The organism is Brevundimonas sp. 374, assembly GCF_900102995.1.
Lineage (GTDB): Bacteria > Pseudomonadota > Alphaproteobacteria > Caulobacterales > Caulobacteraceae > Brevundimonas > Brevundimonas vesicularis_C.
In genome coordinates this window covers 169,760-190,156 of record NZ_FNKT01000001.1, presented here as the reverse complement: position 1 = coordinate 190,156, position 20,397 = coordinate 169,760, and the positions used below count along the sequence as shown (strand labels likewise).

The 20,397-nt window shown below is 66.1% G+C and carries 13 protein-coding genes; 1 reads left to right on the top strand and 12 read right to left on the bottom strand.

The window, feature by feature from the left end:
- Positions 1–321 precede the first annotated feature (321 nt).
- The gene (locus tag BLR19_RS00815; RefSeq protein ID WP_091749005.1) at positions 322–1,038 is read right to left on the bottom strand and encodes a hypothetical protein; all 717 of its coding nucleotides are present in this window, start codon (positions 1,036–1,038) and stop codon (positions 322–324) included.
- Positions 1,039–1,092: 54 nt separating this feature from the next.
- A complete protein-coding gene (locus BLR19_RS00810) occupies positions 1,093–3,711 on the bottom strand; it encodes a TonB-dependent receptor plug domain-containing protein (protein WP_091746097.1) in 2,619 nt (872 codons plus the stop codon).
- A 174-nt stretch (positions 3,712–3,885) separates the two neighbouring features.
- Here BLR19_RS00810 and BLR19_RS00805 point away from each other — a divergent pair, with 174 nt between their 5' ends.
- On the top strand, positions 3,886–4,974 hold the full coding sequence (locus BLR19_RS00805) for an ABC transporter ATP-binding protein (RefSeq protein ID WP_091746095.1): 1,089 nt from the start codon (positions 3,886–3,888) through the stop codon (positions 4,972–4,974).
- A gap of 24 nt (positions 4,975–4,998) precedes the next feature.
- Here the strand turns inward: BLR19_RS00805 and BLR19_RS00800 are convergent, their stop codons facing one another.
- From BLR19_RS00800 to BLR19_RS00755, 10 genes are all read right to left on the bottom strand, one after another.
- Entirely contained in the window at positions 4,999–8,214 is a 3,216-nt protein-coding gene (locus BLR19_RS00800; protein ID WP_091746090.1) for a discoidin domain-containing protein, read from the bottom strand.
- Between the two features lie 18 nt (positions 8,215–8,232).
- Complete coding sequence (locus BLR19_RS00795) at positions 8,233–9,048, bottom strand: carbohydrate ABC transporter permease (RefSeq protein ID WP_091746087.1); 816 nt, start codon at positions 9,046–9,048, stop codon at positions 8,233–8,235.
- Positions 9,045–9,989, bottom strand: a complete 945-nt coding sequence (locus tag BLR19_RS00790) for a carbohydrate ABC transporter permease (protein ID WP_218119294.1) — start codon at positions 9,987–9,989, stop codon at positions 9,045–9,047. The genes BLR19_RS00795 and BLR19_RS00790 overlap by 4 nt, the downstream gene beginning before the upstream one ends.
- Positions 9,986–11,269 (bottom strand): extracellular solute-binding protein, encoded by a 1,284-nt coding sequence (locus BLR19_RS00785; protein WP_218119293.1) that lies wholly within the window; start codon positions 11,267–11,269, stop codon positions 9,986–9,988. The genes BLR19_RS00790 and BLR19_RS00785 overlap by 4 nt, the downstream gene beginning before the upstream one ends.
- Positions 11,266–12,732, bottom strand: a complete 1,467-nt coding sequence (locus tag BLR19_RS00780) for a glucoamylase family protein (protein WP_091746081.1) — start codon at positions 12,730–12,732, stop codon at positions 11,266–11,268. The genes BLR19_RS00785 and BLR19_RS00780 overlap by 4 nt, the downstream gene beginning before the upstream one ends.
- A 75-nt stretch (positions 12,733–12,807) precedes the next feature.
- Positions 12,808–15,804: a TonB-dependent receptor gene (locus BLR19_RS00775; protein ID WP_091746078.1), complete on the bottom strand. Its 2,997-nt coding sequence runs from the start codon at positions 15,802–15,804 to the stop codon at positions 12,808–12,810.
- Positions 15,805–15,853: 49 nt separating this feature from the next.
- Positions 15,854–16,924 carry a LacI family DNA-binding transcriptional regulator gene (locus tag BLR19_RS00770; RefSeq protein WP_218119292.1) on the bottom strand — a complete coding sequence of 357 codons (1,071 nt, stop codon included), beginning with the start codon at positions 16,922–16,924 and terminating at the stop codon, positions 15,854–15,856.
- A gap of 356 nt (positions 16,925–17,280) precedes the next feature.
- On the bottom strand, positions 17,281–18,237 hold the full coding sequence (gene mmsB, locus BLR19_RS00765) for a 3-hydroxyisobutyrate dehydrogenase (RefSeq protein ID WP_143007318.1): 957 nt from the start codon (positions 18,235–18,237) through the stop codon (positions 17,281–17,283).
- A complete protein-coding gene (locus BLR19_RS00760; protein WP_091746075.1) occupies positions 18,212–19,261 on the bottom strand; it encodes an enoyl-CoA hydratase/isomerase family protein in 1,050 nt (349 codons plus the stop codon). The genes mmsB and BLR19_RS00760 overlap by 26 nt, the downstream gene beginning before the upstream one ends.
- Positions 19,258–20,394 (bottom strand): isobutyryl-CoA dehydrogenase, encoded by a 1,137-nt coding sequence (locus tag BLR19_RS00755; protein WP_091746071.1) that lies wholly within the window; start codon positions 20,392–20,394, stop codon positions 19,258–19,260. The genes BLR19_RS00760 and BLR19_RS00755 overlap by 4 nt, the downstream gene beginning before the upstream one ends.
- Between the last annotated feature and the right edge of the window lie 3 nt (positions 20,395–20,397).

Below are 20,397 nucleotides of genomic sequence, written 5' to 3'. Positions count from 1 at the left end.
TCGACAAGGCAACTACCGAAAATGAGGTTTCGAGACAGATGCAGAGCGACGACCGATCCACACTCAGAGGCGCCCACCCTTGCCGTCATTGTTCGCCGACAAATCCCCTTTAGTGTCGGGCGCTTAGAGACGGCCTTCGTCAATCGACCTGACGCATCCCCGAACGGGATTATGATGTCGACGGGTCTTTGAAAACAGCAGCGCTCAGGAATTGCACCACCTTGCACTTTGCACGCCTTTTTCCCGCGCCGTGCAATTTCGCTCGGTCGCTGACTTCAGACGAATTAGACGAATTAGACGGTGTTTTTGTCAGGCGACCGTCTAGGCCGCGAACCCGGCGAAGACGCCGATGACCATCACGATAAAGGTCGCAACGACGCTGGACAGACCGATGGCCGTCATCACGACCAGGCCCTTGGCCAGGCCGGGAACTACGCCCCGATACCACCGTCCCCGCCCCATCCGCATGAAGGCCACGATGCCCAGCACCAGCGTCAAAAGGCTGCACGCCGCAGCCAGCGGGCCGGGGCTGAACATGAACCAGGCCAGCGGCAGCATCGGCACGGTCCAGGCGTTCAGATAGGCGAAGGCCGCGCGGAATCCGCATCTCAGGCCCAGGTCCTCGGCGTCCCACAGGCGAAACAGCGGCATGGCCGCCAGGGCATAGAGCGGCGCCATGATCGGCACGGCCACCAACGACATCCAGCCGTCGGCGTCGGACATGAAGGCGTCGCGCGACTTGCCCGCTTCCTGAAGCAGGGGGTTCAATACGTCAGCCGGCATGCCTTCCAGGTAGAAACTCAAGCCCCCGCGCAAAAACACGATCAGCATCAGGATCGCGTTCAGCGCCAGATACAGCTTCAACGGCTTGGCGTAACGCCCGCCCCCGGTCGGCCCCTCGATCATCCAGGCCTGCAGCACCAACCGGGGCCGCACCAGCAGGTCGCGCGCGGTCCGCACCTCCGCGCCGCCAAAGCCCAGCGCGTCCTCGGAAAGGTCCTTGAACGCCTGCTTGCGCGTCGTCTCGCCGTCGGTCATCGGATTCTCCCCCAGGGGATGCATACACCGCCCGGTTGACCGCGCAACCGCCGATCAGAACCGCTTGCTCAGGCCGATGCTGACCACCCGTCCGCGCGGATCGGCCACGACCGGGTCATAGCCCAGGGCGAACTGCGTCATCGGCGGGGCCTTATCGGCCACATTGACCACCCCGACCGCCAGATCCAGGTCAGCGCCGATCGTGCGGCGGTAGAGCAGATCGACCGTCGTCTGGCTGGCGATGCTGGCGTCGGTGATGCCGCTGCGGTCGTTGGCGTATCCGTCGGTATAGTGGACCAGGGCCGTCAACGCGTTCGGCCCGCCGCTCCAGCCTAGGCCGAATTCCCCGCGATTGCGTGGCAGGGACCGGCCGATGTTGTTCAGGTTGGTCGAACCGACGCCCGATACCTTCGCGGCCGACGCGTCCAGCCGGATGTCATAGGCGCCCACATAGGTCCAGGTCGCCGAGGCCGTCGCCTCCCCGCCCCACAGACCGCGCCGATAGCGGGCCGACAAGTCGATCCCTTGGGTCTCGATGGACGAGGCGTTGACGAAATACAGCTGCACGAAGGTCAGGGCGCCGCTGGCCGAGCGGGTGATGCGGCTCTGCGCCTCCGTGCCGGTCCGCCCCGCCGCCGTATCGGCCGCCGCCTGGTTGATGATGGCCTGGGCCGACTCCTTGACCACCTGATCAGCATAGTCGAACCGCCAAGCGTCCACGCCCAGTTCCAGCCCCTCGATCGGCGTCCAGACCGCGCCCAGGTTCAGGCTCTCGGACTTCTCGGGCTTCAGGTCGGCCCGGCCCGAGGTCAGGGTGTTGACGAAAACGAACGCCCCCCGATCGAACACCGACGGCTGCGACGCCTGCGCCCCCGACTGGGCATAGACCGACGGCGCCCGGAACCCCTGCCCCCACGACACGCGCAGGGCCAGGGCGTCGGTGACGTCCCACCGGAACGCGGCCTTGGGGCTGAACCGGCCCTCGTCGCCGTCGTAGGATTCGTAGCGCCCGGCCAACTGCGCCTCGATCCGGTCGCCCAGGTGGAGGCGGGCTTCGGCGAAGGCGGCCACGGCTTCCTGATCGCCCTCGAAATCCGGCGACACGCCCGCCGTCAGCAGATCGCCCCGGTTCACCAGATCGCTCCAGTCGTGACGGAAGCCGCTGCGGCGATACTGGGCGCCGACGGCGACATCGACCGACCCGCCGACCCAGGCCAGGGCCTCCCCGCTGGTCGAGGCGTCCGCGGTCGTCAGGGTCGCCGCGCCCCGCAGACCGGTCGAGCCGATCAGGCTGTCGATCAGGCCAGCGCCGTTCGCCGTTCCGCTCCCCAGATAAGCGGTGCCGAACGGGTTGAAATACTGGCAGGCGCCGACGCCGGGCGTCCCCGTCGCGGGATTGCAGCCCGCCCCGCCCAGGCCGTTCAGCGCATTCTGCAAGGCGCTGCCGATGGTGTCGGGCTTGTCGTAGGCGACGTGCTGACGGCTGTTGGTCGCCGACAGGTTCCAGGTCCAGCCATTGCCGAAGCGTCCATCAAGCCCGGCCGCCAGCCGCCAGGTGCGATAGTCGAACTCCGCCTGCGACGCGCCGGCCTCCGCCCCCAGCAGCCGCCCCCGGAACAGCACCGCCTCGCCGAACGGATTGTCGGGATGGGTCGCCGGCACCGTCAGCGACCGCGCCAGGATCGGCAGCGACGGCGACTGGCGCGCGATGGTGTTCGTCGCCGACCACGCCCCTTGCAGCGACAGGGTCATGTCGCCCACAGGCCGCCGGTAATCCGCGAACAGCTGCGTGCGCGTCTCCTCCGGGACCAGATCGAAGAAGTCCGAATAGTCCAGCCGGCAGAAGGCGTCCGTGGGCGAGTTCCGATAGGCGCTGCCGAACGCCGGATCGCCGCACGCCGGATCGGGCGAAAACCCATTGCGGCTGGGACGGAAATAGGAGCCCGGCTGGCCATAGCTGGTCACGGCTGTCCAGGCGGCGCGTCCATAGCGTTCCGCCTGGGTGAAGTCCCGCTCGTCCGACCCAAGGGCCGAACGATGGAAATGCGAGGCCGCCAGCGTCAGGTCGCCGCCCAGCAGGCGAAGCCCGCCGAGCGCCTCGATCACGCTCTCTTCCGACCCGTCGGCGACGGCGTATTTGGCGCTGACCTCGGGGCGGTCCACGCCCCGCCGGGTGATGAAGTTGACCACGCCCGCCACCGCGTCCGAGCCATAGACCGCCGAGGCGCCGTCCTTGACCACCTCGACCCGCTGAAGCGCGATCATCGGAACCAGCGAGTTGATATCGACGAAGCCCGAGCCGTCCGTCGCCACCACGGCGCTGTTGGTCCAGCGCTGGCCGTCCACCAGGACAAGGGTCGAGCCGAGGCCGAGATTGCGCAGGGTGAACTGGGCCGTGCCCGAACTCTGCGGCTGGTTCAGCTGATCGACCTGGGCCTCCGAGCCCGAGTTGGCAGTGACCAGCCGGACCAGCTGAGAGGCATCGGCGATGCCGGCGGCGGCGATGGTTTCGCGGGCCACAGTCTCTACCGGGGCGATCCGCTCGCCGCCGGCGATCCGGGAGCCGGTGACGACCACATCGCCCACGCGCGACGCCTCCTGGGCCTGGGCGGCCGCAGCCGTCGCCAGCCAGACGATCGAGGCTGTCGTCATCAAGACGTTGCGCTTTGTCATTCGGATACTCCCCCGCGATTGGCAGCGGGCTTCTATCCAGCGCGTCGTTTTTGCGAAAGCCCAATTTTGCAGTTTTGCAATTTCAGTTGTCGGCGAGACATCGTGCGCCATTGATCCTGCGATGTAACCGGTTACGGTGCAGCAAAACAAAAGCGGGTCAGGAAATCAGGAAGCATGGCGAACGTCCGTCTGGTCGACGTAAAGAAGGCGTTCGGCGCCGTCGAGGTGCTGAAGGGCGTCGATCTGGAGATCGCCGACGGCGAGTTCGTCGTCTTCGTCGGCCCCTCGGGCTGCGGCAAGTCCACCCTGCTGCGCACCATCGCCGGTCTGGAAGAGGCGACGACGGGCCAGGTTCTGATCGACGACCGCGTGGTCAACGACCTTTCGCCGTCGGACCGGGGCATCGCCATGGTGTTCCAGTCCTATGCGCTCTATCCGCACATGACCGCCTACGAGAACATGGCCTTCGGCCTGAAGCTGGCCAAGACGGACAAGGGCGAGATCGATCGCCGCGTGCGCGCCGCCGCCGAGGCGCTTAGCATCACCGACTACCTGGATCGCAAGCCCAAGGCGATGTCCGGCGGCCAGCGCCAGCGCGTCGCCATCGGCCGCGCCATCGTGCGCGAGCCCGAGGTCTTCCTGTTCGACGAGCCCCTGTCGAACCTGGACGCCGCCCTGCGCGTGCGGATGCGCTATGAGTTCGCACGGCTGCATGCCGAGCTGAAGACCACCATGATCTACGTTACCCACGACCAGGTCGAGGCCATGACCCTGGCGGACCGGATCGTGGTGCTGAACGGCGGCCGCATCGAACAGGTCGGTGCGCCCATGGACGTGTACGAGCACCCCGCCAATCTGTTCGTCGCCGGCTTCATCGGCAGCCCGAAGATGAACTTGCTGACCGCCGAGATCGTGGAGGCCTCGGCGACCGGCGCGACGGTGAAGACGACGGCCGGCGAGCCGATCCGGATCGCCGTGAACGCCGCTTCGGCCAAGCCCGGCGATAACGTGACGCTGGGCGTCCGCCCCGAGCATCTGACCCTCAACGACGACGGCGACGGCCTGAGCGCCGAGGTCATGTTCGTCGAGACCCTGGGCGCCACGACCATGGCGCATCTGAAACATCCGGCGACGCCAGACACGCTGACGGTTCAGCTGGCGGGCGAATTGCGGGCCAAGGCGGGCGAGCGACTGACGCTGCATGCGCCCGCAAACCAGGCGCATCTGTTCGACGCGGACGGGAAAGCCTTCAGGCGGCTCTAACCCCTCCGTTTCAAGAGAGAAGGCTCAGTTCAGAACAACCCGCCGCGCCCCTGCCGGAATGACCAGCTCGTCGCCCGACCACGTCGCTGTGCGGCCGTCGATCCGAACGCGCTCCGGCCGCCCCTGACCCGCCGGCCATTGCAGCACGAATCCGCCGGGCGGAGTCGCGCCGTCGCCTAGGGTGAGCACATAGCCGCGCCTTTCCTTGCGGTAAGCGTAGGTCAGCGGCCCATAGGCGGTGCGCAGATCCCGCACGCCGACCCCCTCGGGGGTGTCCAGCCACGCCTCCGGCACGCCGGCCGCCAGCACCAGCGCATGATCGCGGTCGCGCTCATATGCGAATAGATCCAGCGCCGAGCGGATATAGTCCGAGCTGATCCAGGCGTGCGGCATATCGCCGATGAAGCGCGGCTCGCGCTTTTCGCGGCCCACGACCTCGGCCCAGCCGTTCCAGGCCTCGGGCCGGCGGTCGGCCATCAGGAAGTCCAGCACATCCAGCGCCCGGTCCTTCCGACCCAACCGCACATAGGCGCCGACCAGCCGCCATTCGTAGGGGGTGTAGTCCTTCCACGCCGTGCGATTGGTCAGACGGTTCTGGAAGTTTTCCCAGTAACGATCGAAGGTTCGCGACAGAAGCTCGGGCGGCAGATGATCCTGTTCGCCCGCCGGCGAAAGGGCGATGGTGGTGGAGGTGGCGTCGAAATCACCCCGGTCGGCCGCGCCCGCGATCCAGTCGATGCCATGGTGGGCCGCCGTCGCCGTGATCGACGCCCGGATGTCGGCGGCGAACTGATCGCGCGCCGCCGCATAGCGAGCCGCGGCCTCCGCATCGCCCAGGGTTTCGGCGATGAAGACCGCGTCCTTGTAGCCCAGCAGGCCCCAGAAATCGTCCCAGTAGGAATAGGCCGCCTTGTCCGAATAGCCCTCGTGGCTGATCGTCGGCGGCAGCAGGCCATATAGGTGACGCTGGTCCGGCGTTTGGAAGGCCGTCGTCCGGGTCGAGGCGCGCAGCGCGTCCATATAGGCAATCGCCTTTTGCACCTGCGGCCAGACCTGGCGCAGCAGGGCTTCGTCCCTGGTGTAGCGATAGGTTTCGGCGGCCAGGAAGACGAACTCGCCGTGGCTGTCGTTCTCGGGCACCGGATCGGCGCCGCGCGCATCGACGCAGCACGGCACCTTGCCGTTCTCGAACACATAGGGGGCGTACCAGCGCAGATAGTCGGCGGAATGCTCGGCCATGCCCAACCGGTTCAACCCCTCGGCCATCATGGCGCCGTCGCGGATCCAGGAGCGGTTGTAGCTGCGTGTGCCCGGCTGAAGGATCGGCCCCTGACGCGACATCAGCATATGGGCCAGCGACGATTTCAGCGCGTCCTCGATCCGCTGGGCGGCGGGTGGCAGGGTCAGTTCGACCCGATCCAGTTTCGCGCGCCATTCGGCCGCCACCCGGGTCTCGACCCCGTCCAGCACAGCCGCCGCCTGCCCTACCGGCTCGGGCGCCAAAGCGTCGCCGGATAGCTGCGACACCCATCCGACCGTGCGCGTCTCGCCCGGTTGCAGCGTCACCTCATAGGTCAGGGCGCCAGCGGCCAGACCCGTGGCGTCGATCGTCGTCATGACCTCGGCGGCCGGTCGCCGCGCAGACGGCAGAATCAGGGACTGCGGGTCACTGCCGGCGTCGAAGGTCGCTAGCGCGACCTGATCCGGGGCCGCCAACGGCTGCACCCGAACCGTGTCGTTCAGCTTCAGTTCGGCGCCGTCCCAGCCGATCGTCTCCACCGGACTGACCCCGCCTGGAATGGCCAAGAACTGACGCGGCGCATTCACCTGCATCGGGCGCGCCGCCAGGGCCAGCGTCAGGGTGCGCGGCCGGCTGGAGGTGTTGGTCAGGTCGTAACGGCCCCAGAGCTGCGCCTGATCGGCCTGCCCGTCGGCGAAGCTGGTGATCTTCAGCGTCCAGTCGTCGGCGGTCCAGGTCACAGACGGGATAGGCAGGTCGCCGTCCTTCAGCCCCTGTTCGATATTGACGTCGGCCCAGGTGATCAGCCGCCCGTTGTCGACCACGAAGGGTTCGATACTGGGTCCGGCGCGACGCAGTTCGATGGCGCCGTCCTCGCCGATCAGGCCGCTCTCCCCGCCCCCATCGACACCAACCAGGGTCCAGTAGGACTGCTCGCCGGAGAAGCCGCGCGGGTAAAGGCCGCGCCGGTTTTCCTTGGCCACGGCTTCCAGAAACACCGTGCGGTCCGCGCCGAAGGCCAGCGGCTCGACCTCGATCTCGTTCAGCGCATAGGTCGTAGCCTGGGTCGCACCCAGTCGTTGGCCCGCGCCGGACGAGCCGACCACATCGGAGGCGGGAACGGGCTTTAGCGGCTCAAGTCTCAGCCAGCGCACCGTCGCCTCGGGCGTCCGCAGCCAATCGACGCCGCCGTTGCCGCTCGTGACCGTCGCCAGTTCGCGCCAGTCGCGCCCGTCGATCGAGGCGGAAACGCGATAGTCGCTCGCCGCGCCCCGCTCGCCCCAGCGCAGGGTCAGGCCGCCAAACTCGCGTTCGTAGCCCAGGTCCAGCGTCAGGGCCGACGCCTCGCCCACCGGCGGGGTCCAGGCGGTTTTCGGGTCGAGATCGACGGCGTTGGCGGCGGTCGACGCCGTGCGCCCATCGCTGGCGATCGGCTGGGGCGGAACCGGCGGATCGACCGGCAGGGCGCGCAGGGTCAGTTGGTCGATCTCGACCGAGCCTTTGCCGCCCTCGGCCGCGACCACGACGAACTCGACCCGCTCGGCGCGCCGCAGGACGGTTTCAGGGCTTGGTCCCCAGGCTTTGGAGACCTGACGGCGCTTGATCACGAACTTGGCCCAGCCGTCGGGAAAGTCGTAGCGCGCCGTCTGCTTCCACCAGACATTGTCGGCCGAGACGTCGGTCAGCTTGACCTCGAAGGTATTGGTCGGGCCGGCGCCGCGCACCCAGAAGCTGATCTCGTAGTTCTCGGGCAGGTCGAACGGCAGCGGCCGGCTGAGCACCGCATAGCCCGCCTTGCCGTCGAAATCGTAGTCGAGGCGCACCGCTTTCCCGTCATGGCCGGCGACGGCGGAGACGGCGGCGTGAACGTCGGTCGAGGCGCTGGCCTCCCACCGCGTCGCGTCGTCCATGCTGTCGAGGACGCGCGTCTCCTGGGCGACGGCGGGCGCGGCCAGAGCAAGGGTCAGGACCGAGGCGGCGGCCAGCAGGAGATTACGCATCGAAACTCGCAGTTCTGGTCACCCCTTCACGCTGCCCGCGAGCATGCCGCGGATATAGTAGCGTTGCAGGGCGAGGAAGAGGATCAGCACGGGCGCGACCGTGACGACGGCGCCGGCCATCATCAGTTCGATGTCCTGCACATGCTCGCGCGACAGGGCCGCCAGCGCCACCGGCAGGGTGTAATTCGATTGGTCCGTCAGGATGATGAGGGGCCACAGGAAATCGTTCCAACTGCCCAGGAAAACGAACAGGCCCAGGGTCACGATGATCGGCTGCAAGGTCGGCAGGACCACGCGGCGGAAGATCTGGCCCTCGCTGGCCCCGTCGATCCGCGCGGCCTCCAACATTTCGTCGGGAATGCTCAACGCATACTGGCGCACCAGGAACAGGCCGAAGATGGACGCCAGCCACGGCACCAGCGCGCCGGCATAGGTGTTCACCAGCCCCATCGACTTCAGCATCAGAAACAGCGGCAGGGTGCCGATCTGGGCCGGCACCACCAGGGCGGCGACCAGGAACTGGAACAGCCGCTCGCGCCCGACGAACTTCAGCTTGGCGAAGGCGTAGCCGGCCGGGACGGTGAAGCTGAGCGCCAGGATGGTCGCCAAGGTCGCCAGGGCGAAGCTGTTCCACAGATACCGCCCCATGCCTTGGTTTAGGAACAGATCGCGGTAGTGCTCCAGCGTCCAGTGCGAGGGCAGCAGCGGCGGCGGGAAGACCGCCGCCTCGCCGGTCGCCATGAAGCTGACCGACACCATCCAGACCAGCGGGAACAGGACGATGATGGCGATGAGGCCGACGGCCAGATTGAGCAGGATGGCGCGGAGTTTCATTGATACGCCCCCACCCGCTTGGCGACCGCCAGCTGGACCAGGGTGATCGCCAGGATGCAAAGGAACAGGACGAAGGCGACGGCGCTGGCGGAGCCCAGATTCCACCATTTGAAGCCCTCTTCGTACATGAAGTATAGCACCGTCACCGTGCTCTGGGCCGGTCCGCCTTGGGTCATCACATAAGGTTCTGCGAACAGCTGGAAGAAGCTGGCGACCGAGATGATCGACACCAGCAGCATGGTCGGCGCGATGGCCGGCAGGGTCACATGGCGGAACTGCTTCCACGGCCCGGCGCCGTCGATGCGGGCGGCCTCGTACAGATCGTCCGGCACGGTCTGAAGAACCGCCAAGAAGATCAACATATTGTAGCCGAAGATCTTCCAGACCACGAACATCAGGATGGCGGGGATGGAGGTTGATGGGTCGCCCAGCCAGTCCACGGCGGGCAGGCCGATGCTCTCCAGACCCCAGTTGATGACGCCGTATCGGGTGTGCAGCAGATAGCGCCACACCACCGCCGTCGCGACCAGGGTGGTGACATAGGGGGCGAAGAACATCACCCGCCAGATCGGCCGCCACTTCACGACCCGCGCATTCAGGATCACCGCCGCCGCCAGGGACGCGGCGATGGACAGGGGCACGCCCAGCACCGCAAACGTCAGGGTGTTCTTCATCGCCCCCCAGAACAGGGGATTGGTCAGCAGCCGCTCATAGTTCTGCAAGCCGACGAACCGCAGATTGTCCAGGTTCGCCAAGGCATAGATGTCGAAGTCGGTCAGGCTGAGCAGCAGGGCCGCGATCACCGGAATGGCGAAGAACAGGCCGATGGCGAGCATGGCCGGGGCGACGAAGGCCCAGGCCGCCCGTTCGCGCGCGCCGCGTCCGCGTGACGGCCTGACCTTCGTCCCCGCCTTGGTCAAAGTGGGATCGACGACGGTCATACGGCCCTGCCCTGTTCCATCATCCAGCGACGCTTTTCCAGCAGGCGGTCGGCGCGGCGGTCGATCTCGGCGGCGGCGGCCTCTGGCGTGTATTCGCCACGCACCATCCGTTCGGCGACGATCTGCATCTCCGTGACGATCCGCTCCCATTCCGGCACCTTGGGCACGGCCTTGGCGCGCGCCAGTTGCCCCCGGAACGGCGCCAGCATCGGGTCGCGCTCCACGCCCGCGATGTCCCAGGCGCTCTGACGTGCGGGCAGATCGCCGACGATGGTGTTGAACTGGGCCTGCACCGCCGGCTCGGACAGATAGCGGACCAGGGCCCAGGCAGCCTCCTGGTGCGGGGAGGATTTGAATACCGCCAGGCTGGACCCGCCCGGCGCCGAGGCGCCCAGGCCATTCGGTCCCGGCACGCCCGCCGTGGCCCAGTTCGGCTGGAACGACGCTGGCAGCTTGCTGCGGAAATCGCCCACGCTCCACGGGCCGGAGAAGTAGAAGCTGAAATAGCCCTTGGCGAACTCGGTCCAGACGTTGGAAATCTGCGTCGACGAGGCCAGCGGCGCCAACTGCTCGTCGAACAGGCTGCGGTAGAAGGCCAAGGCCGAGACGAAGCCGGGGTTGGAGAAGTTTCCGCGCGTATCCCGATCCCTCAGCAGCGGCTCATCGATCTGAAGCCCGAAGGTCAGTAGTTGCTCGAACTCGTTCAGCGGCAGCAGGATGGCGTAGTTGTCGCCGCCGGCCACACGCTTGATCGCATGCATGGCCCGCTTCCATTCGGCCCAGTCCTCGGGCGGCGCGTCGAAGCCGGCCCGCCCCAGCAGATCCTTGCGATAGAACAGCAGCCGTGTGTCGACATACCAGGGCGTGGTCATGGCGCGGCCGGCGATCTCGTTGGTCTCCAGCACCGCCGGAAACTGGTCGGTCAGCAGGTTCGCGGCCTCAGCCGGGGTCGGCGACAGGGCGCCGATGGCGGTCAGCTCCGCCACCCAGGTATTGCCGATCTGGCTGACGTCCGGCAGCGAGGCCCCGGCATAGGCGGTCAGCAGCTTTTCGTGCGCGGCCGTCCACGGCAGGGGCTGGACCGAGACGCGGACGCCCGGATTGCGGCGCTCGAACTCGGGCATCAACTGGCCCACCGTTCCGCCCTCATTGCCCATGGCCCAGAAGCGCAGCACGGTCTCGCCGTCGCGGCGCGGAGTACAGGCCGCAGCCGCCCCTCCCGCCATCAGGGCCAGCGCGCCACGTCTATCAAGATGGGGCCTGTGGGCCGTCAAACTCATCCGTTCATCCAGCCGCCGGTGAAGCCCGCGATGTCGAGCGCGCGGCGGATATTTGGCTCGCCGCGCATATAGCGCCAGACGAACTCGGACCTGTGGTTCTCGGTCATGATGACGATCGGCCCCTGGTCGATGCCCAGATAGTCGCCATCCACCCAGCCCACGCCGTCCACGATCCTGCCGTGCTGCAGCGGTCCGTCGCGCACCGTCAGTGTCGGATTGAAGCTGTCGAGGAAGCCCCACTCGGTATAGACGCCCGCACCATAGCGCGCCTTCATCGCCTTGACGCAGGGAACGACGATCTCGGGCGCGAAGGCGATGGAGCTGGCCGCCGCCGTCGGCGCGATGGTGCCGTCGTCACGCTCGCCGGGACCGCGCGCGGAATAGCTGAAGAACTCGCGCTCCTTGCCGTCGATGACCTGTTTGAAGTCGCCCGGCCCGTCGCACGCCGTCAGCCCCCAGACCTCGGACGAATAGCCCGCCCAGCCGCCGGGGTTGTCGTGGGCGTATTTCTGCTGGGCGTAGACGGCGCGGCGGCTGTTTTCGAAATAGTCGAGGTATTCGCCCAGCTGGGCTGACTGCCCGCGCATCCAGGCGTCCTGAATGCCGCGGAAGTCGATGAACATATGGCTGTACTGGTGCCCGAAGATGGGCGCGAAATTCAGGTGCCAGCTGCCCAAGCGATCGGTCCAGCTCTCGTCATAGCTGGCCGCCCATTCGTGCCAGACATTGACCGACACCGGATGGGTAGGGCTGCCGATGGCCAGCAGCAAGACCAGCATCCCTTCGTTGTAGACGTGCCAGTCGGACGGAATGAAGCCGCTCTCGGGGTGCCAGCCCATGGTGATGCGGTTGTCGCGGATCACGGCCCACGGCCATTCGATCCGTTCGTAGATCGCCTGGGCCTTCTGACGGATTTCCGCCTCGTCCGCATGCCGGCTGTCGAAGTAGCGGGCGGCGAACAACATGCCGCCGATCAGCAGGGCCGTATCGACCGTCGAAAGTTCGTTGGTCCGGTAGCGAAGCCCCGTCTCCATATCCAGGAAGTGGTAGAAGAAGCCCTTGTATCCCGCCGTGCCGCTGGCCTCCGGACCTTGCGGCAGATCATGGAAGAAGCGCAGCGTCGTCAGGGTCCGCTCACGCGCCTCGGCACGGCTCATCCAGCCGCGCTCGACGCCCACCGGCCAGCAGGTCAGGGCGAAGCCGACCGCCGCCACCGAACAGAAGGACGGCGTCGGCCAGCGATCCGGCGTCAGACCGGTCTTGCGATCCGTGACCTTCTCGAACCACCGGAACGTCCGCTCCTGAAGCTCCTCGATCTCCTGATCCAGCCGCATCGGCCGTCTCTGCGTCCCATTGATCGCCCCCGTCGCCGCCGCCTGCTGCGCCGCCGCCATCACCGGAAATCCAACGGCCAGAGCCGCCGCACCTGTGGTGGTCCGCATCAGGAAGTTTCGACGATTCATGGGCACGCTCACTGGGTCTCAATCGAAAAAGAAAGGCCGCCTCGCAACAAGCACGAGGCGGCCCAGGCTCAGGATTTAGAAGGAGTAACGCAGGCCGACCTGGAAGCTGCGGGTCGGCAGATACTGTTCCGTGCCCATGCCGAAGCGCGGGCTGTTGAAGCCCTGATCGAAGGACTTGTAGTTGGTGAAGTTGAAGATGTTGATCGCATCCACGATGAACTCCACCTTCTGCCCGCCATAGACTTCGAAGCCCTTCGTCAGACGCAAGTCGATCTGGCGATAGGCGAAGTTCAGACCAGGCAAGAAGGCGCGCTTGTCAGGGCGACCGCCGTTCCAGCAGATATTCGGGCCGCCGGCGGGAGCGTTCGGGCAGTCGAACACGGTGTAGGGCAAGCCCGAACCCAAGGTCACGATGCCTGACAGCAGGAAGTCCGCCGGCAGACCGATGGTGCCGGACGCCACGATACGATGCGTTTCGTCGGTGTTCGACGGGAACTCAGGCGACTGTCCAGGCACATTGTAATCGAAGTCGAAGGCGCCATAGCCAGCGTCGCGGCTGCCGTTCTGGGTGGCGTCCATATAGGTATAGGCGATGTTCACGCCCCAGCGATCTTCGGCGTTGTAGGGCTTGTCGGCCGTGAAGTAGATCGCCTTGTAGTCGCGCTCTTTATCTGTGTTCTGGAAGAAGATCAGGTTGCGGAACTGCGGGAAGCCTACCGATCCCGGCGTCGGACCGTTGAACCGTCCGCCCGTCTCCGTCAGGGCATTGGCGATATACCAGCTGGATTCGCCTCTCGTCTTGCCGGCTGCAAGCGTCAGCGCCGTCTGGAACATACCGATCTTCTGGCGCACGCCCAAGCTGAACTGATCGGTGCGAGGCGGCTCGAAATCGTTCTGAACCAGGAAGACTTCGCCGGCGCCCGGGCTGGCCGCCAGCAGGGGATCAAGACCCTGCGGCGTCAGATAGCTCGGATTCCAGGCGATGGTCTGGACACCGCCACGAGGCCCGCCCGTGTTCGAGAAGTAGATAGTCTTGTTGAACTGGAAGGGCTTGAACCGCTCGTCGAACGCGAAGTTGAAGCCGATACGATCGTAATAGCGGCCTGCACCGCCGAAGATGACCGTCCGCTCATCATCGAAGACGTCGTAGGAGAAGCCGAAGCGCGGCTGAAACGCACCCTTGAAAGCCTTGCGATCACCATCGGAGATATAATCCGCCGGATTGAAATACGACGGGAAGTCGTAGTTCGGCAGGTTCTGGATCGCGGCCAGCATGTTGCGAATGGAATCGGGCGTGCGGTAGTCGTTGTTGACCGCATTGTCCTCATAATCCCAGCGAATGCCGAGGTTAAGCTCCAGCTTGGAGGTGATCTGCCAGTCGTCCTGAATGTACAAGCCCAGAACATTGTTATCGACGTCCGCAGGCGGAACAGCGACTCCCAGGTCAACCGAGACGGGGATATCGCGGCTGCCGTTGATCTCGGGGCGAGCTTCGATGTCGTAGGTAAAGGTGGGGTTACGCCCGAAATCCTTCTGAACGAAATAGTTCTGCATCGAGTATTTCGCACCGATCTTGATCGTGTGCGTACCCATCCACTCCAGATCTGGAATGGTCAGATCGTTACGGATCGTGGTGCTCTTCTGCTCGAGGAACTGAGCATCAGCCCGCCCGCCGGCCGTGAATACCGTAGAGTCGCGGTTGTTGAAGTTATACTGGAACCCCGGCGTCGCTGCGCTGTCGTCGCGGAAGATGACGTACTGGCGCCCGTAGTCGGACCCATTGATCACCGACTGTTCATAGCTTGACGTGAAGTAATCGATCGCGAACTCGTTAAGGAAGCGATCGCCCTGATACTGATGGCGCAGATTGAAGGCGATATTTTCGCCGTTGTTGCGCGCCGCGCGGCTGGGCGCATTCTGGCCGCTCGCTCCGCGGATATCTTCTTCCGTCTTGTACTCGCTGCTCAGCTCCAGCCGTTGGCGGTCGTTGATCTGCCAGGACAGTTTGCCGAAGAAGACGTCTTGCTCGTAAGGCGTGGAGGTTGTGCCCAGGTCGTTGGCGAAGAAGCTGGTGTATTCGGTGCGGTTGAGGAAGGACTGCGAAATGCGCTCTTCGTCCTTGCGCTCATAGGCGCCGAAGAAGTGCAGCCGGTCCTGAATGATCGGGCCGCCCAGGCTGGCGCCGTACTGGATACGCTTCAGAGGCGCCTTGGCGTCGCCGCGACGTTCCGAAATCACATCCTGAGCGATCCAGCCGGGATCCTGATAGTAGGCGAAGACGTCGCCGTGAAACTCGTTCGTACCCGAGCGCGTGACGGCGGTGATGATGGCCGAACCGGCCTGTTCGTACTCCGCCTTGAAGTTCTGGCTGATGACGCGGAACTCTTGCACGGCGCCCTGCGGGAACGGCGTGCCGCGACTATCGTCCTGACCCGCGACGCCGCCGTCGTTGATCAGCGACTTGCGGTTCTGGCCGTCGATGAAGACGTTGATCGCCTGAGCGGTCTGACCGCCGGCCGAGATCGTCCGCTCGGTGTCGTCCTCGGTCACGCGAAGACCGGGCGCCAGGGCGGCGAAGTTCAGGAAGTTGCGGCTGATCTGAGGCAGGTTATTGATCTGCTGCTGGGTCACGTTGGTGGCGACTTCGGGCGTGCGCACCTCGAAGACCCGGCGGCCGGTGACGACGATGTCGCCCAGCTCTGTCGCGCCGTCGGTGGCGGCCGTCGTCCCGGCGACATCCAAGTTCAACGTGCCGACCTGACCCAAGGACAGGGTCACGGTTTCTTCCGCCGTCTGGCCGTCCGCGCTGGTGACCTGCACGCGATAGGTGCCAGGGCGCAGGCCGGACAAAACATAACGACCATCGGCGCCGACGCGCGCGCGCGTCGCATAACCGGTGGAGACTTCGGTCGCGACGACCATCGCACCTGTCTCGACGGTCTGGCCGTCATAGACGGCGCCGCGCAGGGTCGTCGTTGCGTTCTGCGCCTGCGCGCCGCCGACGACCGCCATGCTGATGGCTAGCGCCGATGCGGCGGCCAAGGCGGCCTTACGCGTGTTGAACTGGGTCATCCTGAGCTCTCCCCTCCTGATGGGATCGGTTTTCAGCGACATGGCTGGCCTACCCTTTGTTGAACCTGGCGGACGAGGCCGCCGCGGTGGACTGGCGTTCGACCAGGATCGGCCGAACGATTTCGCAAGCGGTGTCCGTGGCGTCGGCGGTCGCGCCGGCCTGGACCAGGCCGATCAGGCGTTCGACGCCCCTTCGACCGATTTCCGCGATGTTGACGCGCATGGTGGTCAGCGCAGGCCGCATCAGGGCGGCGATAGGCACGTCATCGAAGCCGACGACGGCGATGTCTTCAGGACAGCGCAATCCGGCCTCCTGGAAGGCCAACAGGGCGCCCACGGCCATCATGTCATTGGCGGCGAAGACGGCGTCGGGCCGTTCCGTCATAGACAGAAGCTGGGTCGCGGCGCGGTGGCCCGAGGCTTGGGAGAAGTCGCCCTCGACGATGATCGGGTCATGACCGTCCAGCGCCGCCGTATAGCCGGCCGCGCGCGTGTCCGCCTCGATGTTGCCGGCGGCGCCGCGAATGTGGGCGATCCGCCTGCGGCCCGTGGACCGCAGGTGCTGGACCGCGCCGACGGCGCCGCCGTGGTTGTCGATCATGATGGACGCCCGACCGGGCTCGGCCGCGCCGCCGTTCATCAGAAGGACCGGCATCCGACCGGCGAACTCTGACGACAGGTTCGCGGCGCCCAGATGCGGCGACAGCACGATCATGCCGTCCACCCGCCCGCGCATCGAGCGCACGGCGGCCAGGGTGTCCTCGGCGCCGTCATGCGAACTGGAGACGATCAGGTGCTTGCCGTGAGCGCGGGCAGCGAGGTCCATGCCCCGGATCAACTCGGAGAAGAACTCGCCGAACAGGTCGGGCAGGATGACGCCGATCGTATCGTTCTTGCTGGTCGACAGGCTGCGGGCGCCGAAGTGCGGGACATAGCGAAGGTCCTTGACCGCATCGAGCACGCGCTGGCGAGTCACATCCGAGGTCACGCCCAGGCCGTTCAGCACACGAGAGACGGAAGCCACCGACACATTGGCGCGTTCCGCCACGTCGCGCATGGTGGCGGCCTTGGCGAAGGGCTGGCCCTCCTGCCGTGCAGACGCAGCGCTAGGCGCGGCCATGTCCAATGCGATTCTCCCTGCTCCCTATCGTCCCGGCCCCTTTTCGAAGATCCGTCGATAAGCGATGTAAGCGGTTACATGACACAGGAGCAATGTGCCCCGCAAGCGCCGTTCAGCCACATTTCAGGCGATTTTCGATCTCTGGCAGAGAAGGCGCACGGCGCAAGGATAGCTAAGTCGTTGCTTTGACTGCGCTCTTCACAGGCGCACTCCGACGAACGGAATAAGGCGAACGCGCCGGGCGCGCGCCTTGGTCGCACCAACAGCCGGCGACCCGAGTCGCGAACGCGGCCTCATACGAAAAGGCCCGCGCTGCCGAAGCTGCACGGGCCGCAATCACAATGCGAACGGCGAATCTATGCCGGCTTAAGTTCATCCAGCTTGCCGCGCAGCATCTGCAGCATGGCGGAGAAGTCGCGGCCGCCGTGCCCGATCCCGTCGAACAGGGCGTAGAGCGCCTCGGCCTGTGCGCCCAACGGCGTCGAGGCGCCGGATTTCGCCGCCGCGTCCTGGGCCAGCTTCAGGTCCTTCAGCATCATGGCCGTGGCGAACCCGCCCTGATAGTCGCGGTTGGACGGCGCAGTCGGCACCGGACCCGGCCAGGGATAGTAGCTGGTCACGCTCCAGCACTGACCTGAAGACTTGGACGCGATCTCGAAGAACCGTTCGGGGTCCAGACCGAGTTTCTCCGCCAGGGCGATGGCCTCGCACGTGCCCAGCATCGAGATGCCGAGCAGCATGTTGTTGCAGATCTTGGCCGCCTGCCCCGCCCCATGATCGCCGGCGCGAATGGTGATGCGGCTCATGGGCTCCAGCGCCGCCTCGACCCGGGCGAAGTCGCCCTCGTCGCAGCCGACCATGAAGGCCAGCGTGCCCGCATCCGCCGCCGCAGTGCCGCCTGACACGGGCGCGTCGGCAAAGGCGTAGCCGGCCGATTTGGCCAGACCGGCGACCTTGCGCGCGGTTTCAACATCGATGGTCGAACAGTCAAGCAGCAGGGCGGTCGACGGCGCAGCGCCGATGATCTGTTCGGAATAGACCTTCAGCACGTGCGGCCCGGCCGGCAGCATGGTGATGACCACCTCGGCGTTTTTGACCGCCTCGGCGACCGATCCGGCCGCGACGCAACCGGCCGCCACCGCCCGTTCCAGCGCCTGCGCCGACAGGTCGAAGGCGACGACTGCATGGCCCGCCTTGGCCTGGTTCGCGGCCATGCCGCCGCCCATATTGCCCAGGCCGATGAAGGCGATCTTGGTCATGGTGTCTCTCCCTTTGTCGGCGCCATGGTCAGGCCAGCGGCGTCCATTTTTCATTGTCCGGCGACGGCGCAAACAGCCCATCCAGCGTCTCGTCGGTAACGCCCGACAGGTCCGCCGGGGACCATTTCGGCGCATTGTCCTTGTCCACGATCGCGGCCCGCACGCCTTCCTGGAAGTCGTGGGTGCGCACCACGCGGCCGCCCAGAACGTACTCCATCGCCATATTGTCGGCGAAGCTGTTCAGCGTTGCGCCCGTGCGGATCTGGCGCAGCGAGACCTTAAGCGACTGTGGCGACTTGATCTTCAGGGTTTCCAGCTGCTGCAGCGCCCAGTCCGACCCGTCCGCCTCAAGCGCCTGGAAAATCTCCTCAACCGTCTCGAAGGCGAACAGCCGGTCGATGGCCTCGCGGTGGGCCGACAGCGGCGCAGGCCCCGCGTCCCCGGCGTGGCGCGCCACGACCGACGACGGATCGGCGGCCTCGCCCATCAGATCGGCCTTCAGCGCCTCGACGCGATCTGCGGGCACGAAGTGCGTGTGGATGCCCAGGGCCACAGTATCCGCCGCTTTCAGCCGCGCGCCTGTCAGCGCCAGCCAGACGCCGGTCTGGCCCGGCAGGCGCGGCAGGAACCAGCCGCCGCCCACGTCGGGGAACAGGCCAATCCCGGTCTCGGGCATGGCGTAGGTGGTGCGCTCGGTCGCCACACGAATGTCGGCCGGCTCGGAAATGCCAACCCCGCCGCCCATGACGATGCCGTCCACGATGGCGATGATCGGCTTGGGATAGTCGAACATCAGGTGGTTCAGCCGGTACTCGGCAAGGAAGAAGGCCTTGGCCTCCGACGCATCGCCCGCACCGCTTTCGGCGATCATGCGAATGTCGCCGCCCGCGCAAAAGCCCCGCTCGCCGGCGTGGTCAATAAGTATGGAGGAGATGGAGGGATTCGAACGCCAGGCCAGCAGCGCCTCCGTCATCGCCTCGCACATCGCCCGGTTCAGCGCATGGATCGCCTTGGGTCGGTTCAGAGTGATGCGACCGACGCCGTTTTCAATCCGGGTGATGACTTCGGCGTCGCTCACTTGGTCATCTCCCGTGCGATGATCACCCGCATGATCTCGTTGGTGCCTTCCAGAATGCGATGAACCCGCAGGTCGCGCACGATCCGTTCCAGCGGATAGTCCTTCAGATAGCCATAGCCGCCGTGCAGTTGCAGGGCCTCGTCGGCGATCTGGAAACAGGCGTCGGTGGCCAGGCGCTTGGCCATGGCGCACCACTTCGTCTTTTCCGGGTGATCGTTGTCGATGGCCCAGGCTCCGCGCAGCACCATCAGCCGGGCCGCCTCAAGGTCCGTGGCCATGTCCGCCAGCCGGAACTGCAGCGCCTGGAACTCGCCGATCGGACGGCCGAACTGTCTGCGGGTGGCGACGTACTCCTGCGCCGTCTCCAGCGCCAGCCGCGCCCCGCCCAGCGAACAGGCGGCGATGTTCAGCCGCCCGCCGTCCAGCCCGGCCATGGCGTAGCGGAAGCCCGCCCCCTCTTCGCCCAGCAGGTTGACGACCGGCACGCGACAGTCGTCGAACTGGACGATGGCGGTCGGCTGGGCGTTCCAGCCCATTTTCTTTTCCTGCGCGCCGAACGACAGGCCGGGCGTGCCGGCCTCGACCACGATCGCGCTGACGCCTTTTGCGCCCTCGCCGCCCGTACGGACCATGACGACATAGACGTCGGACGTGCCTGCGCCGGAGATAAAGGCCTTGGATCCATTCAGCACATAGTAGTCGCCGTCGCGCACGGCCGTGGTCCGCAGCGCCGCCGCATCCGACCCTGATCCCGGTTCAGTCAGGCAGTAGCTGGCGATCTTGTCCATCCCGACCAGCGACGGCACGAACCGGCCGCGCAGATCGTCCGACCCGAAGCGATCGATCATCCACGTCGCCATGTTGTGGATCGAGATGAAGGCCGCCGTCGCCACATCGCCGCGCGACAGCTCTTCGAAAATCATCGCCGCCTCGACCCGACCAAGGGCCATGCCGCCGTGCTCCTCGCCGGAGTAGATGCCGCAGAAGCCCATCTCGGCCGCCTGTTTCATCACCTCGACGGGGAAATGCTTATCCTCGTCCCACCGGGCCGAATGGGGCGCCAGCTCGGCCTCGGAGAAGGCGCGAGCGGCGTCCTGAATGGCGCGTTGGTCGTCGTTGAGAGCGAAATCCATGTC

Bases quoted from the DNA above. Each gene is read 5' to 3' on its own strand.
- BLR19_RS00755 (WP_091746071.1), bottom strand. From the start codon at position 20,394: ATGGATTTCGCTCTCAACGACGACCAACGCGCCATTCAGGACGCCGCT.
- BLR19_RS00805 (WP_091746095.1), top strand. From the start codon at position 3,886: ATGGCGAACGTCCGTCTGGTCGACGTAAAGAAGGCGTTCGGCGCCGTC.
- BLR19_RS00780 (WP_091746081.1), bottom strand. From the start codon at position 12,732: ATGAATCGTCGAAACTTCCTGATGCGGACCACCACAGGTGCGGCGGCT.
- BLR19_RS00810 (WP_091746097.1), bottom strand. From the start codon at position 3,711: ATGACAAAGCGCAACGTCTTGATGACGACAGCCTCGATCGTCTGGCTG.
- BLR19_RS00800 (WP_091746090.1), bottom strand. From the start codon at position 8,214: ATGCGTAATCTCCTGCTGGCCGCCGCCTCGGTCCTGACCCTTGCTCTG.
- BLR19_RS00785 (WP_218119293.1), bottom strand. From the start codon at position 11,269: ATGAGTTTGACGGCCCACAGGCCCCATCTTGATAGACGTGGCGCGCTG.
- BLR19_RS00775 (WP_091746078.1), bottom strand. From the start codon at position 15,804: ATGACCCAGTTCAACACGCGTAAGGCCGCCTTGGCCGCCGCATCGGCG.
- BLR19_RS00795 (WP_091746087.1), bottom strand. From the start codon at position 9,048: ATGAAACTCCGCGCCATCCTGCTCAATCTGGCCGTCGGCCTCATCGCC.
- mmsB (WP_143007318.1), bottom strand. From the start codon at position 18,237: ATGAAAAATGGACGCCGCTGGCCTGACCATGGCGCCGACAAAGGGAGA.
- BLR19_RS00790 (WP_218119294.1), bottom strand. From the start codon at position 9,989: ATGACCGTCGTCGATCCCACTTTGACCAAGGCGGGGACGAAGGTCAGG.
- BLR19_RS00770 (WP_218119292.1), bottom strand. From the start codon at position 16,924: ATGGCCGCGCCTAGCGCTGCGTCTGCACGGCAGGAGGGCCAGCCCTTC.
- BLR19_RS00815 (WP_091749005.1), bottom strand. From the start codon at position 1,038: ATGACCGACGGCGAGACGACGCGCAAGCAGGCGTTCAAGGACCTTTCC.